At 54.0% G+C, this 15,192-nt stretch carries 15 protein-coding genes; all 15 read right to left on the bottom strand.

Translation table 11 applies throughout. The features are described from left to right. Window positions 1-308, bottom strand: a 308-nt coding sequence (locus GXP58_04915) for a hypothetical protein (GenBank protein NOY52946.1), incomplete at its 3' end; no start/stop codon positions are given. 129 nt (window positions 309-437) lie between these two features. Then, on the bottom strand, window positions 438-1,097 hold the full coding sequence (locus GXP58_04910; protein NOY52945.1) for a hypothetical protein: 660 nt from the start codon (window positions 1,095-1,097) through the stop codon (window positions 438-440). A gap of 18 nt (window positions 1,098-1,115) precedes the next feature. Then, window positions 1,116-2,741 (bottom strand): hypothetical protein, encoded by a 1,626-nt coding sequence (locus tag GXP58_04905; GenBank protein ID NOY52944.1) that lies wholly within the window; start codon window positions 2,739-2,741, stop codon window positions 1,116-1,118. Between the two features lie 65 nt (window positions 2,742-2,806). Then, window positions 2,807-3,322: a hypothetical protein gene (locus GXP58_04900; protein NOY52943.1), complete on the bottom strand. Its 516-nt coding sequence runs from the start codon at window positions 3,320-3,322 to the stop codon at window positions 2,807-2,809. 23 nt (window positions 3,323-3,345) lie between these two features. Further along, the gene (gene fliJ / locus GXP58_04895; GenBank protein ID NOY52942.1) at window positions 3,346-3,846 is read right to left on the bottom strand and encodes a flagellar export protein FliJ; all 501 of its coding nucleotides are present in this window, start codon (window positions 3,844-3,846) and stop codon (window positions 3,346-3,348) included. Window positions 3,847-3,895: 49 nt separating this feature from the next. Beyond that, window positions 3,896-5,212, bottom strand: a complete 1,317-nt coding sequence (fliI, locus tag GXP58_04890) for a flagellar protein export ATPase FliI (protein ID NOY52941.1) — start codon at window positions 5,210-5,212, stop codon at window positions 3,896-3,898. Next, window positions 5,209-5,949: a hypothetical protein gene (locus tag GXP58_04885; GenBank protein ID NOY52940.1), complete on the bottom strand. Its 741-nt coding sequence runs from the start codon at window positions 5,947-5,949 to the stop codon at window positions 5,209-5,211. The genes fliI and GXP58_04885 overlap by 4 nt, the downstream gene beginning before the upstream one ends. Then, window positions 5,942-6,946: a flagellar motor switch protein FliG gene (gene fliG, locus GXP58_04880; protein ID NOY52939.1), complete on the bottom strand. Its 1,005-nt coding sequence runs from the start codon at window positions 6,944-6,946 to the stop codon at window positions 5,942-5,944. The genes GXP58_04885 and fliG overlap by 8 nt, the downstream gene beginning before the upstream one ends. A 6-nt stretch (window positions 6,947-6,952) precedes the next feature. Next, window positions 6,953-8,533, bottom strand: coding sequence for a flagellar M-ring protein FliF (fliF, locus tag GXP58_04875; GenBank protein NOY52938.1), 1,581 nt, complete (start codon window positions 8,531-8,533; stop codon window positions 6,953-6,955). 59 nt (window positions 8,534-8,592) lie between these two features. Then, window positions 8,593-8,895: a flagellar hook-basal body complex protein FliE gene (gene fliE / locus GXP58_04870; protein NOY52937.1), complete on the bottom strand. Its 303-nt coding sequence runs from the start codon at window positions 8,893-8,895 to the stop codon at window positions 8,593-8,595. 19 nt (window positions 8,896-8,914) lie between these two features. Then, window positions 8,915-9,352 carry a flagellar basal body rod protein FlgC gene (flgC, locus tag GXP58_04865; GenBank protein NOY52936.1) on the bottom strand — a complete coding sequence of 146 codons (438 nt, stop codon included), beginning with the start codon at window positions 9,350-9,352 and terminating at the stop codon, window positions 8,915-8,917. Between the two features lies 1 nt (window position 9,353). Beyond that, the gene (flgB, locus tag GXP58_04860; GenBank protein ID NOY52935.1) at window positions 9,354-9,761 is read right to left on the bottom strand and encodes a flagellar basal body rod protein FlgB; all 408 of its coding nucleotides are present in this window, start codon (window positions 9,759-9,761) and stop codon (window positions 9,354-9,356) included. Window positions 9,762-9,999: 238 nt separating this feature from the next. After that, a complete protein-coding gene (locus GXP58_04855) occupies window positions 10,000-11,430 on the bottom strand; it encodes a sigma-54-dependent Fis family transcriptional regulator (GenBank protein ID NOY52934.1) in 1,431 nt (476 codons plus the stop codon). A 111-nt stretch (window positions 11,431-11,541) separates the two neighbouring features. Then, window positions 11,542-12,828 carry a PAS domain-containing protein gene (locus GXP58_04850; GenBank protein NOY52933.1) on the bottom strand — a complete coding sequence of 429 codons (1,287 nt, stop codon included), beginning with the start codon at window positions 12,826-12,828 and terminating at the stop codon, window positions 11,542-11,544. Between the two features lie 25 nt (window positions 12,829-12,853). Beyond that, on the bottom strand, window positions 12,854-14,893 hold the full coding sequence (locus GXP58_04845; protein NOY52932.1) for a tetratricopeptide repeat protein: 2,040 nt from the start codon (window positions 14,891-14,893) through the stop codon (window positions 12,854-12,856). Between the last annotated feature and the right edge of the window lie 299 nt (window positions 14,894-15,192).

The following is a 15,192-nucleotide window of genomic DNA, read 5'->3' as shown; positions in this document are numbered from 1 at the left end:
TGGGTTACCAGATTGTCCTGCATCGACGATCGGTCCATGGCGGTAATGACCGTCCGGTTGGGAACACTCACGATCAGCGCATTCTGATCGAAAATGACCAGCGACTCCTTCATCCCGGACTTCTCCGCACGATCGATGGCACCTTCCAGCCGGGCCATCTCACTGGGATCAAGGTTGATATTACGACGGTTCATCCGGTCCATGGCATGACGGGAAAAACGAATTTCCCGGCTTCCGATTGCCTTTTGCAAAGCGGCATCAAAAGGACTTCCCGACGGCGCCGTACCCGCCCCCTTTGCCGGAGGCATGGGATTCCCGGTCCGTGTCACTCGATCCGCCCCAGCCCGGGATACCGAAGACGGATGCTGTAAAAGTCTGTCAATCATTGGATTGCCTCTTGGAATAACGGCTTCGTTCACGCCTGGGATTAAATCCTCTCAGTAGACCTCGACCACACTTTCCACCGGAACCTGCGTATTGCCGAGATCAAAAGAGGCTACGCCGTCCTGAAAGATGATTCGCTGGACCTTTCCGGTCTGATAACTTTCGGAAGACACATAGCCTCCCTCTGCATCATAGAAGTCGGTCTGAAAACGGTACATCCCATCGGATACGAGATTCCCCTGCATGTCTTTCCCATCCCAAGTGACATCGTAGCGTCCGGGAGCCTTCTTCCCCAGGTCGATAATCCGGACGATGGAACCTTCCTCATCAAACACCGTAAGGGTCCCGCTTGCCGCAGTCCCCTGCAAATCATAGCTTGCCGCAGCCGGCGTCCCATCCGTAACGGAAATTTCGGAGCCTTTGCTTAAAACATGCTTCCCGAGATAGTTCGACATCGACAATTCTCCCAGCTCCTTCTGACCGGACTGGACCGATCCCAGGTTGGAATTCACCTGGATGAGCTGCTCCAGACTCGAGAACTGAGCAAGCTGATTGGTAAAGTCCGTCCCTTGAACCGGGTTCATCGGATCCTGGTACTTCATCTGTGCGACCAGAATCTTCAGAAACTGATCCTTCTCCAGTGTCGCTTCCTCCTTTCCATTCGTAGAAACCGACGAAAGAATATTTGAATCCGAACTGACTGAATTCAACATCGCTTCACCTCCTTTCCTTCAAACAAACAGGTTAATTTCAGAACTCAAGGCCCCCCTCGGAGGTCTGCCCGATGAGACCTCTGAGATCCCTGAAGCCACCGGGATCTCCTCCGGAGGGAAGGCCCCGGGGTAGCCTCGTTCCTGACGCTGCTGCCGGGTCTGTTCCCGGAAAGCATGACCGGACTGACGGTACCCTCCGTCGGCAGTGTGATCCTGAAGCTGTACATCGAATCGATCCAGCCGAATCCCCTGATCAAGGAGAGCCGCTTTCAGGGTATGCACATGACTGGAAAGAATCTCCCGGGTCATTGATGAATCGGTCGTCACCTCCGCAACAAGATGATGGTTCTGCAAAGAGATATTCATCTTTAGTTTTCCTAACACATCCGGATGAAGATGAAGGGTGATTTTCTCTCTGCCCCGCAGGGCCATCCGATGCAGTTGTGACTGCACCTGCGCGAGGAGACCCGGAGTCAACTGTTTGCCGAAGTCCGGAACAACGACGGCCGGACTCTTTCCGGGACCTGCTGTGGAAAGCGCTCCCCCGGAAGAGAAGAAATGCTGCGTCGGTGTTTCCGCGAAGGCCTCCGAAAACCACAAAGATCCGGAATCCTTTCGCTGGACCGGCTTTGCTCCATTGAGAAGGACCACTTTGTCGGACAGCGGCGGCATCCCCGTTGATGACACCTTTTTCGTCAAGGGAGTTTTCCGCCGTTGCGTAGAGGAAAACTTCCGGTTTTCGGAGAAGAGAAGATTTCCCGCCTCCGTACGGACCGTCGTATTCCCCGGCGTTCGGAGGGTCCCCTTAAAAACTCCCGAAACCTCCGACACCTTATCTGCGGAAAGAGGGCGAACCGGAGAAAGACTGTCATGCCGAACCGGGTCCTTTCCGGAGGCCGGTACCACCTTCGGAATCGGAAGGTCCTTCTTTCCGGTCCCAGGGGAATGTGCCGCAGAGAGCGGAAGAGATTCCTTTTGCAGGTTCTCTGTCCGGACCTCCGCCGTTTCGATTTTCGATGCCGTGTGCCTTTCCTTTATCCCGGCCGTCTTCTCTTCTTCCAACAAGCGAAGAGAAACACTCTTTACAGAAACCGGGATCTTCATATCGTCATTTTCTTCGCCCGGCGGGCTTCCCGAACGTGCCGTAGTTTCAACAGGATTTTTCTCAGACCCCGGAAGGAGCGGGATCTCCGGCCGGGGAATCCGGCTCCCGAGAACCGCCCGGACCGGGCAAGCCGCAACAGGAACATTGCCTCCCGGAACTTTGTCCGAGGCCTTCATTGCGTGCCCTTTCTTCGCACGGGGTTTTCCCCCGGTCGCTGAATCTCCGGAGGATTTCGCTTGTTTCCCTTCCTGGGCATGCACCTTCCCTGATGTCCCGGCATTCCCGGTTTCTCCCTCTGCATGAACGGCATTCTCTCTCTTCCCACCGGTTTTTCTTGCATGGTTCGACTGCCGGGCGGTTTTATCGTCTCGATGCACGTGGGCGCGAACCGTGGACGCGTTCTTCCCGATTCCGGCTTTCTCCCGTACAGATGCAAACGTTTTCCGAAAGGAGGAACCCTGTTCCGGCGCCGCAGCGGCCTCCGGCGGCCCTGCCTGCGATGCTGCTGGGACCAGCATTTCCATACTGATCGTTTTCATGGATATCACCTCCTTTCTGTTGGGATCAATCCCGAACCGGCATCACACCGTCGGGGAATCCGGATCTATTTGCTGTTTAATTTTTTTCTTCTGGCCAGGACCTCCGTGAGTGCCTCCGCCTTCTTTTTTTGGACCAACTCCAGGATCTTGCCGGCCTTTTTGTCCCGCATACGGGAAAGCAGTTCCACGGCGATGTTCTGCTTTAATCCTTCCATCAGGGGTGCCGCTTCTTCCGGGCTCATGGCCTCATAGACCTTGACCAGATGCTGCATTTCCTTCTGCCCCACGTTCTGCAAGGTTTGAATTTTGGCGTCCACCTCTTTGCGCAGTTGGAGAAGATCTTGAATTCGACCTTCAATCTCCTTTCGTGTCTGCTTCAAACGATTCTGTCTCAGAATAAGATTCCGCCGCATCATATCAAGATTAACCCGCTCCATGGCAACGGTCCGGATCAACTGTTGATCCGCTTCCGCAACGGTGGCGGGCGTCCCCGCAGTCTTGTCCGAGATCATTTCCCCGGCGTTCTTCTCCGCAGCGGAGAGAGAGGCCGGCATGGCCATCCAGGTCATCAAACAAAGCATGCACAACGTTATTCTCTTTCCCTTCATCTCTCTCCCTTCTCCCCGGTCCGGACGAGATCTTCATCCGTCCCGGGCGCCCTCCAGATCGCCTGTGCCCGGGTAATCTTGTTCACGGCAATTTCATCATATTGACGCTGCTCCCGTTTTCGCTCTTCTTCACGATACTGATCTTCTTCAACTTCACGGAGACGCTCCAGAACTTTTTTTTTCTTCGAAGCATCGAGCAGTTCCTGCCGCTTGCCTTCGACACGCTGGTTCAAGGAATAAAGTTTTTTTCGCTGGGCATCCGTCTCGAAATGGAGCCGATGGAAGAAAGATTGAAACAGGCCGACTTCCCGGATCGCGATTCCCTCCCCCTGTCGTTCATGGAAGAGCCGGGCATACTCCCGCCCGGTCTGTTCGAGCAGATCGAGCCGGGAATATTCCGTGACCAGTTTTCGTTGCAGCTCGGAGAACTCCCTTCGGACCTGGTCCATGGCCTGTTGCCGGTATCGCAGAACCGACTCAAATCGAAAACGATACATTTCATGCTCCACAGGTCTCCGGGGCAACCTTCCCGGCGGAAACATCCGGTTACGTAAATATTTTTCTCAGGCCGGCCACACTTTCGTCCAGAACAACCTGTTCACCGATCCCTTGCTGAAGATAGGCCTGAATGGCATCAATCTTTCCGATGGCTTCATCTATTTTCGGATTGCTGCCGCTTACATAGGCACCGATATTGATCAAGTCTTCGGCATTCTTATAAGTAGCCAGTGTCGCAATCATCCGGTTTGCCAGTGCCCGGTGTTCCGGGTCCACCACATCGATCATGACCCGACTTTTACTGCTGAGAACGTCGATTGCAGGATAATGATCCTGTGCCGCCAGTGCCCGGGAAAGAACAATATGCCCGTCCAGGATCGCCCGGGTCGCATCGGCAATCGGCTCATTCATATCATCCCCTTCCACCAAAACGGTATAGAGACCGGTAATGGTCCCTTTGCCCGAACAGGTCCCGGCGCGTTCGAGCAATTTGGGAAGCAGTGCAAAAACGGACGGGGTATATCCTTTCGTCGTCGGCGGTTCCCCCACGGCCAGTCCGATTTCACGCTGCGCCATGGCAAACCGGGTCACGGAATCCATCATCAGGTTGACATCACGGCCCCGGTCCCGGAAATACTCTGCGATGGCCGTCGCCGCATAGGCCGCCCGGATACGAAGGAGAGGGGACTGGTCGGAGGTAGCGACCACCACGACCGAACGCTTCAACCCTTCCGGGCCCAGGTCTTTCTCAATGAATTCACGGACCTCCCTCCCCCGCTCGCCGATCAGGGCAATGACATTGATCTCCGCACGGGTATACCGGGCGATCATCCCGAGAAGAATACTCTTCCCGACGCCGCTTCCGGCCAGAATCCCGAGACGCTGTCCTTTTCCGCAGGTAAGCAACCCGTTGAGCGCACGAATTCCAAGATCGAGGGGTTCCCGGATCCGTTTGCGAGACAGGGGATTCAGGGGCAATGTATGGAGCAAGGCCTCCTCCCGGCAGGAAAGTTCTTCCCCCCCATCGATCACGTTTCCAAAACCATTGATCACGCGGCCCAACAGTTGCGGTCCCACCCGCACCGTCCCGACCGACTGCATGGCGGTAATCCGGTCGCCCGGACCAATCCCGAGGCTCGAGCTGAAAGGCATCAAGAGAATCTTATGCTCCCGGAATCCGACGACCTCCGCTCGGATCGGTTCGTCTCCACTGCTTGGGAAGATCTCGCACAGTCCCCCAAGCCGGGTCGCCGGACCATCGGCTTCGATCAAGAGTCCGGTCACACGGGCAACCGTGCCGCTGGCCTGAAGAACGGACGCCTCCTGTACAATTTCCCTGTAGGATGCCAGGTCGAGAGCAATCATACGCTCTCCCCCTCCTCCGTTTCCGGTGGTGATTCTCCGGTCTTTTCCCTGAGCTTTCCGAATAGTCTCCCGATCTTTTCTTCAATACGGGCATCAATCTTCCCTAATGCCGTGTCGACAATGCATCCCCCTCTCCGTACGGCGGGGTTGGCGACAATTTCAATCTTCCGGGCCGCACCGACTTCCTTCCGGAAACGATCCCCACATCCTTCGAGAAAGGAATAATCTTCCGGATTGACCTCAATCCGAATACGGTCATCCTCGGCACAAACGGCCAGCGCCTCCCGGGCCACATCGATAATCACATCTTCCTGTAATGAGATCTCCCGATAAATAATCTTTTCCGCCAACACCATGGCCAGACGGACCGCTTCGGTCTCCGCCTGCCGGAGGAGTTCTTCCCGACAATGCCGAACCTCCTCAACGGCATTCATAAACGCCTCCGCCACCGCCTCCGCCTTCTTGTTGCCGAGTTCGAATCCGGATCGCTCCCCCTGCTCAAAGCCTTTGTTATAGGCCTCCTTGGCGATTTCATCGGCCCGTTGTTTTGCCTTGGAAATCACCTCTTCCGGAGAAAGGCGAGTTTCACAGGCCTCCTTCCCCGCAAGAAAACCGGAAACTTCAAAAAGAGACTGCGGATCCACAACAACCGACCGCAATTGTGCCGCGGGGATCCCCCGGACCTCCTGCGGGCTCCAGCGGACGATCTTGTCTTCTTCCGCGGACAACTTAGACAACGATATCCCCTTCTCCTCTGGAAATGACGATCTCACCGCTTTCTTCAAGCTTCCGGGCGGCCGCGGCAATTTCTTTCTGTGCTTCCTCAACCTCGCTGATCCGGACGGGCCCCATCACTTCCATTTCTTCTTCAATCATCTGCGCCGCACGGGTCGACATATTACGGAAGATCTTTTCCTTCAGATTGTCATCGGCCGTTTTCAGGGCGATAATCAGCTTGTCGTTCTCGATATTTTTCAGGATCGCCTGAATGCCGCGATCATCAATCATGGCAATATCTTCAAAGACAAACATCAGTTCGCGAATCCCGTCGGAAAGGTCCTTGTTTTTTTCCTCCAGGTAGGTAAAGATCTCACCCGAGACGGACTTATCGATATTATTCATGATCTCGGCAACGGTCTGGAGTCCTCCGATTTCCTGGCTCCCGGTGGAACCTCCGGACAGTTTCACTTCCCGTTCCAGGACCCCGGCAATTTCGCTGATCATACTGGTATCGACCGACTTGATTCCGGCCATCCGCATGACCACCTCTGCACGAAGGGCATCGGGCAGGAGGGAAAGAACCTCCGCCGCCTGAGAAGGACCAAGATTGGAGACAATCAGGGCAATGGTCTGGGGGTGTTCCAGCTTGATGAAGTTCACCAGGCTTCGAGGTTCGATTTCGCGGACGAACGAGAGATCAACCTCCGTATGAGAGGAAGAGAGTTTGTCCAGGATCGGACGTGCCCGCTGTTCCCCAAGCGCAGAAAGAATCAGGCGCTTTACGTACCCTTCATCGCAGATGGGCAGTCCCCCCTTGGACTGAAAGGCCTTCTGGTGATACTCACTGATCACTCTTTCCAGATCTTCCATGGATACATCCTTGGTCTTGGTCATGTAGGCGCCCAGTTTCTGGATTTCGAAATTCTCAAGTCCCTGCAGGACCTGGGCGAAGTTTTCCCCCAAAGCCATCACCAACAATGCCGCTTTTTCCGGTCCGATCAGTTTCTCAGCCATCCGCCGCTATCCCCTCTCATTCAACCATTCACGAACCAGGGTGGTCGCCAACGCAGGATCGTCCTTCACCAGTTGATGAATTTCTTCTTTCATATTTTCCTGCGTATTGGCATTCATCCCCGGCAGCATCTTTGCATTCAAGGCCGACTCCAACTCCCCGACCGTCGCGGGATAGCCCCCCCCCGTAGACTGTGCGGTCAGCCAGTTCACAAGCGGTTTCACAAAGAAGAGGAGGAAGAGGATCCCGAAAAGCAGGACAAGAACATACCGCAGAACAATGATCATCATCGGACTGATGATGCCTCCTGAATCCCCCTTGTCGACCCAGGCTTCATCGCTGCCGCGCTGGAAGGGAATATTCTCGATGTGGATCTCATCTCCCCGAGACGCGTCAAAGCCTACCACACCCTTGATCAACGTCTCATATTTGGCCATCTGCTCCTTGGTCTGGGGAGTGTATTGCAACTCCTTGGAGCCCTTAACCGCTTTGTAGGTCCCATCCACCAGGACGGCCACGGTAAGACGCTTGATCGTGCCCACCGGATCGATCACTTGCCGGGTGACTTTGTTGATTTCATAATTTACGGTATCACTCTGCCGCTGAGACGTCTTACTGCTCAACCCGGATGAAGCACCGCCGCCCTGCCCCGGAACGTTGGACGCCACTCCGGGGACCCCCGAAGGCACCGCATTTTGTCCGCTTGTTTTTTCCTTGCTCGTCTGTTCACTCCGGACGGCCGTCACATTCGGATCATAGATCTCTTCCGTCTTGTGTACCTGTTTGAAATTCAGCGTAGCACTGACCTGAGCGGCGACTTTGCCCGGACCGATCACCTTTTCGAGCATGGTCCGGATATTCTTCTCCAGATGCTTTTCCAGGTTCCGCTGCATTTCGGCTTGCGAGCTGGAGAGTCCCAGAGCGGAGTCTTCATCCTGGGGGCCGCTCAAGATCCTGCCCTCGGTATCCATAATCGTAACATTCTCCGCACTTAGCCCTTCCACCGCACCGGCAACAAGATAAGAGATGCCTTTGGCCTGTTTGTCCACCAGTCTGAATCCCGGTTTGAGCTTGAGAAAAACCGAAGCCGTCGTCTTCTGCTGATCTTCGACAAAGACCGATTCCTGAGGAATGGAGATATGAACACGGCTCCGTTCCACGCCGTCGATCTGAGAGATCGTACGAGCCAGTTCGCCCTGCATGGCACGCTGATAATTCATTTTCTGGACGAACTCCGTCGTCCCAATATTTACCTTGTCAAAAATCTCGAAACCGACACCGTTCTGCGGCAACCCTTTCCCGGCCAGGGAAAGCCGGGCCTCATAAAGCTTGTCTCCCGGCACCAGGATGCTCCCCCCTTCCGCACCGATTTCATAGGGAACCCGTTCCTTCCGGAGCTCATCCACGACCGCCGATGCATCCGTTGCATTCAGCCCGGAATAAAGAAGAACATAGGAAGGCTTTTGCAGAGAAATAATGAAAAAGATGAATCCGGCGGCCGCCGTTCCGAGGAGCCCCAGAATCAGGATCTTCTTCGGCGTGGGAAGTTCTCCCAGGCCGGCAAGAAAATTACTCTTGGATTCCGCCATCGTTTCTCCTTTGCCGATATTGTCTTAATACAACACCTTCAAAAACATGTGCCCGGTTCTCAGACCTGCATCCGCATGATCTCTTCATAAGCCTTCACAATCTTGTTGCGTACCTGCATCATCATTTTGAAAGAGAGCTCCGCCTTTTTCAGAGCAATCATGGTTTCATGAATATTCTCCGTCTTGCCCACGGCCAGGTTCTCGGCGGCCCGGACCGCATCTTTCTGCACCTGATCAACCTCGTGAATCGAATGCTTCAGCAAATCAGCGAAAGTGCCTTTTTGAACTTCCTTCCCCGCTTTCCCCGCCGGCGAATCTCCCCGGAGAATGGAAAGAGGCTGTTCCATGCCGATCTTTTGCATAATCTTCTCCTACAGATTCTTAACGACCTATTTCCAAGGCCTTCAACGCCATGTTCTTGGAGGTTTTCACCGCGCTGACATCCGCCTCGAAAGAACGGGAAGCGGAAATCATATCGACGATCTCCGACATCAGATTGATGTCCGGTTTCAGTACATACCCATCTTTATCCGCATCTGGATGGGAGGGATCGTAGACTCGAAGCGGGGGTTTATTGCTCGACTCGATTCCAGCCACCCGGACCCCCTGCACCTGTTCCCGCAGCCGGTCCTGAAGCATACTGTCAAAGGGGCTGCCGAGGCTCTGCGCTTCAAAGACGACGCTCTTTTTACGGTAAGGACCCCCATCGGGCGTGCGGGTGGTGTGAATATTCGCCAGGTTGCTCGCCACAACGTTCATCCTTTCTCGCTGTGCGTTCAGCGCCGACGCGCTGATGTTCATTGCATCAAAAAAATCCATTCTACTGTCCTCCCTCCTGAATCGCATACTCAAGGTTCTTGAAAAGGTTATTCAGTACCTCCACACCGGCGTTGTACCGGATTTGATTCATGGACATCCTTGCAACTTCTTCGTCCATATTAACGGAATTGCCATCCTGTTTGAGGGAGTCCTCCCGGATGGTAATCTTCGGTCCCGCCACCGTTGCTGCCGGGTCCATGGAAAAATGTTTCGGATCGGTCCTCCGGAGCTCTTCTCCTCCCTGTTTCTTGAGCATTCCCTGTAGTGTTTTCTCAAAATCAATCCGCACCGCCTTGTAACCGGGAGTATCGGCATTGGCTAAATTTGCCGTAATCAGGTTATTGCGCTCTGCGCAGAAGTCGAGGGAGCGGGCCAGTACCTGAAATTCGTTTCCAAAAAGATCCGCCATTGTCTTCTCCTCCCGATCTCAAAACTTTCCGTTGCGGAGATACTCCGACAACCCTATAAGCAAGTTGCATGCCATAACGATCCGGACGGTCCCCTCCAAAAAGTACTCTTACAGGGTCCCGGTGATCGATCATAATTCCGACAGTTACGTTGTTTGCTTCATGTTGTTCATTGACCTTCTGCACCTGCTGACCCCTGCGGGAAAGTAGGCAAATTTTTCCCGCATCGGCACGATGCTCCTACCCTTGTGCACATCGAAGGGCCGCCCCCCTCTTCCCTGCATGCCGCGCCGGTTCATAGTCGGGCACCGTAATCCCGATCTTGCGATACTCCGCCAGCTTATTCCGCAAAGTACGGATACTAATGCCAAGCAGGACTGCGGCCTGCGTCCGGTTTCCATGAACCTCCCGCAGGGTCTGCAGAACCAGCTCCTGCTCCATGTCTTTTACCGATCCCCCTTTGCCCGGCAAGACTCGGATCGATTCCGTCGGACGGACACCGCAGTCCGGTACCGTCAGATCATCCACACCGATCACATCCCCCCGGGCAACCAGCATCGCCCGCTCAATCAGATTTTCCAGTTCACGAGCATTCCCGGGGAAGTTCTTTTTCTTCAGGAAGGACACCGCCTCGGGGGAAAGTCGTCGCGTCCCCCGGCGTCCACCGACATCGCGGCGCCGGATGAAATATTCACAGAGGGGGAGGATATCGCAGGGACGTTCCCGAAGCGGGGGAATCCGCAACGGGACCACATTGAGACGATAGAAGAGGTCCTCACGAAAACGTCCTTCCTCCACTTCCCGGCGCAGGTCCCGATTGGTGGTCGCCAGAATCCGTACATGAACCGGAATTGCCCGGCTCCCTCCAATACGGTCGATCTCCCTTTCCTGGATAACCCGGAGAAGTTTCGCCTGCAGGATCAGGTCCATCTCACCCACTTCATCAAGGAGCAGGGTCCCGCCGTCGGCCTGCTCGAATTTTCCGATTTTCCGCGTATGCGCGCCGCTGAAGGCCCCTTTTTCGTAACCGAAGAGTTCGCTTTCCAGCAGCCCCTCCGGAATGGCCGCACAATTAACCGCCACAAAATGACCGGAAGCAACGGAGCTGTTTTGATGGATCATACGGGCAATCAACTCCTTGCCTGTCCCGCTCTCTCCCTGGATCAGGACCGTGGAATCACTGGTTGAGATCTCACGGATGAACCGCAAGGTCTTGATCATCGCAGGGTCCCGTGTCACGAATTCCTTCTCCACCTTATGCCGACACCCACAAGAACGAGAAGGCTTTCTACGCGTCGGCTTCGTCGTCTCTCCCAGTGCCCGGGCAACCACTTTTCCCAAGATTTCCCGGTCAAAGGGTTTCATCAGATAATCGAAGGCACCTCCCTTCATCACATCCACGGCATCCTGAATGGTCCCGAAAGCGGTCATAACAACCACCGGAGTTTCCGGAAATCTCTTTTGAACTTCCGTCAGCAGATCCAGTCCCGATTGTCCCGGCATCCGCATATCGGTGATCACCATTGCATAGCGTGTCTTTGCCATGGCTTTTAATGCCTCGTCCACACAGACGCAGGGATCCACGGAATATCCGTAGCGGGTCAACGCCTCTTTTAGTCCCGATCGCATCTGTCCATCATCATCCACGACAAGAATCTTTAATTTTCCCATGAGTACTCCTGAAAGTTTTGCTGAGTGTTCCTGTTCGCAAATACCGTACCTACCGGGAAAGACTTGCCCCGACGCGGCAGACTGCCGTATTCCCGAAAAGAACCACGGGGTTCATGACGCCGATATAACGCCCGGGACTTCCCGTATCCGGGATGTCAGGATGCCCATCCCCGACCCTGAGGAACCGCCGGCCAAAGGAAAAACAATAAAAAAAGTGGTCCCTTCGCCGACGCGGCTCTCCACGGAAATCTTCCCGCCGAGGGTCTCCACCAACTGGTGGACAATCGCCAGCCCCAACCCGGTTCCTTTGGGCCGTGTCGTATAAAAGGGATGAAAGATCCTCTGAAGGCTTTCTTCCGGAATCCCCGGGCCGTTGTCGGCAATACGGAATTCCACTTCCTTTTCTCCGATCTCAGAAGTCACCCGCAGATCTCCTCCTCCGGGCATTGCCTGTACCGCATTTAAGATCAGGTTCATAAAAATTTGTTTCAGCAGTTCCCCATCGCTGATCAATTCCCGGTCCTCTCCCGCATGCTCACAACTCCAGCGGATCCCCTTCTGCCCCAACAGATGCCCGGCAAAGACCAGGGACTCATCCAGGATCCCCTGCACCGACAGGGGGAGAAAAACCGGTCGCAACGGCCGGCTGTAGTAGAGCAGGTTGGAAAGAATATGATTCAGGCTTTGCACACCGGCACTGATGTTACTGACCAAAACTGCACGATCGGGATCATCCTTCAGTTCTTCCTTCAGCAGAGAAGCAAAGAGTTCAATCCCCCCCAGGGGATTACGGATCTCATGTGCAATATTTGCGGCCATCTCCCCCATGGAGGTTAACCGGTTGCGCCGGGCCGCCTCCTCTTCCAGTCTCCGAATCTCCGTGACATCCTTCAGGAGGATAATCCCGCCGATCACGTTCTCCTCTTCGTCGTTCAGCACGGAGGTGGAGAGATGGATGGTCCGTTCCTGCCGTCCATTGACCCGTACGATCGACGTTTGGTCGAGCATCTTCATCAGAGATCTCAAATCTTCCTGATCTTTGGAACCGCGTCCCGCAGTCCCGAGAACAGATGCCAACCCCTTCTTGCGGATTGTCTGCGGCGACTCGCAGATCAGTTCCTCCACGGCACGATTGCAGACGGTAATCCGGCAAGAAAGGTCAAGGACAATCACGCCCGTTCGCAGACTCTCCAGAATGTTGTGGAGATAGCATTTCATTTTTTCTTTTTCTTCCAGGTTTCGTACCAGATCCCGGTTCTTCTTCTCCAATTCCCGGGTCAGGACTTCGACCTTCTCTTCCAACTGGCTGTAGGACTGTTCCAATTGCCCCGAAGCCTGGTGAAAAGTCTCCAGGGCACGGCTTAAAAGTTCCAGTTCCTTGTCCGATTTACTTTTCATCTATCCTCTCCCGCCTGCTTGCGTTTCACAACACCTTGGCAACTTTCTGATGCCACCGTATCTCTCCGATCGCCGTCCGGATCAAAAGCCCCAGCAGGTCTTCATTGGATTCCCGCCGGATCCCTTCGAGCGTTGTCAGCGCCGCCTCCGGGTTTCCCCGGTCGGACTGGATCAAGGCCATTCGGTATCGAGCCCAGTCGGCATTCTGATCGCCGGGATAAAGCTGAACCGCTTCCTGATAGACCTTCATCGCTTCCGTTTTTTTCCCCTGGTCATACAGAAGATCACCCAGTGCAAAACGGGCGCCCTGCGGAAGCTGCCGTTCCCATGTCGAAAGATTCCGGGACCCTTGTTGCAGCACCTTCTGAAACATTCTCCGGGCATGCCTCACATTCCCCGTCTGGCGGTAGGCACATCCAAGAAAATAGTAGGCTTCCACGGATCGTCTCCGACACCCCTTCCGAAGAGCAGTCGTACAATAGGCGATCGCATGACCGGGATCTCCTGTAAGGAAGGCCTGCCGTCCTTTTAACACGTAGACATCACCGGCGAAAGGACCCTTCGGGAACCTTTTCAGAAGTCCCTGTAATACCTGCATCGCCTGCTTGATCTGCCCCAGTTCGAGATGGCTTTCCCCCAACTCAAAGAGGAGTGTTTGATTCTTCCGGGCAGGCGCATCGACGCGGACAAGCTCTTCCATCATCGACACTGCGGTATGAAAAAAGGCAACCTGATAATGACTGTCCGCAATCTTCCAGAGAACACCGGGTGAAAGCCTCTTCAAGGTCAGATGATGTTTATGCTGCTGCATCAGCTCGACGATCTCCGGATAACCGCTCTGCTTGTACAAATCGATGATCCGATCGTCAAAGGCCTTGCGATAAATTTCTTCACATTGTTTTCGATAGGGACTCTCAGGATATTCACTGAAAAATTGATGAAATAGTACAAGTGACTCCCGCAGGGCATGGTTGCGGGACAGGAAGATCGCTTTTCGCATCAGTACCAGACCCCGGAGAGGCCCTTCCGGCACCTCCGTAAGAAGCTTGTCATATCCTTCGATAACCTTTTTGAACGATAAGGGAGATGCCTGATCACGATTGCGGACATCGAGAATCCCCGCTCGAGCCAGGATGGCTCCTTCACTACCGGGAAAACGTTCCCGGGTCTGGTAATAGATTTTCAGGGCATCCCGGTTCCGGTTTTCCAAATGGTAGATATCCCCAATCCGGACGGACCAGAGCGATGCATCGGGATCATCCGGATAGACATTCAGTACCTTGAAGAAAAAATTCCGGGCTTTATTATAGCGTCTCAACTGATATAACAACTCGGGGTACATCTTTCGAAGTCCCGGATGAAACATAATCTGATCGGTTGTCAAGGAGGCAAACCTCTTGAGTGCCCGACGATACTGCTTCCGATTCATGTCATATCGAATCAGATAGGCATAAACTTTTATAATGACCGGATCCTTCGGATATTGCGCCGGCACGTTCTCGATCCACTTCAATCCTTCTTTCACTCTCCGGGCGGCAACCATCGATTTCCCCAGATCAAACATGACGGATGCAGAATCAGGAAAGCCCGGAAAGTCATGAAGGATTTTCCGATACTGAAAAATCGCCTGTCGAAACATCTTCTGTCGAAAATAAATCCCCGCCATTCGGTAACGCGTTCTCGGAACGACAATGGAATTCGGAAAAAGTACTAGCAATTTCTGATCCGTTTTCAGGGTCATCTGCATATTGACTTTCGGATCCCCGGCATTCCTTCGATAATAGCAGTTGCTCAAAAGAAGCAGCGCCGCCTCTTTGGCTCGGGCATCGGTCACTTTCTCCACGAAAGGTTCGAGGAGTGCTGCAGCCTTTTCAAAACGACCTGCACGATAATGGTCATAGGCCAGAGAAAGGATATCCTGTCCTGGACGGAGGTCCCCTTCGTGTACCGGAACAAAAGGATGACCCGCCTCCGTCTCCGAGGCGGCCCAGGCAGGGCGGCCTGAGAAAGGGAGGAGGACACCTGCAAAAACCAATAAGAAAAAGATCCCCGTGATCAATCGCATATCTTCCTTCACTTCCATCAAGATGAAACAAGCTGTTTTGCCCGGACGCAAGCTGCAATAATCCCGGTGCGGACGAAATTCATTCAGTCAAGGAGCAAGATGTGTGCCAAGAGCAGGCAAAGAGGCTTGAACGAAAGGATCTTTGAAGGTTTCTCTTTTTCTATTGTGTTTATTGATAGTTAGGACAGGTCGAAAAAAAAGAAAAATCCGAAAAGATGATGGGGACGGATCGATTTGCACCAGACAGAGAAGGGTCTTCATGTCAAAGAGAGCGGTTGTGCCATTCCTTTGACATAAAA

This window comes from Deltaproteobacteria bacterium (assembly GCA_013151235.1).
In the GTDB taxonomy this organism is placed as follows: Bacteria; CG2-30-53-67; CG2-30-53-67; order CG2-30-53-67; family CG2-30-53-67; genus JAADIO01.
The sequence above is the reverse complement of the archived record's forward strand: the minus strand, read 5'-3'. Positions and strand labels throughout refer to the sequence as shown.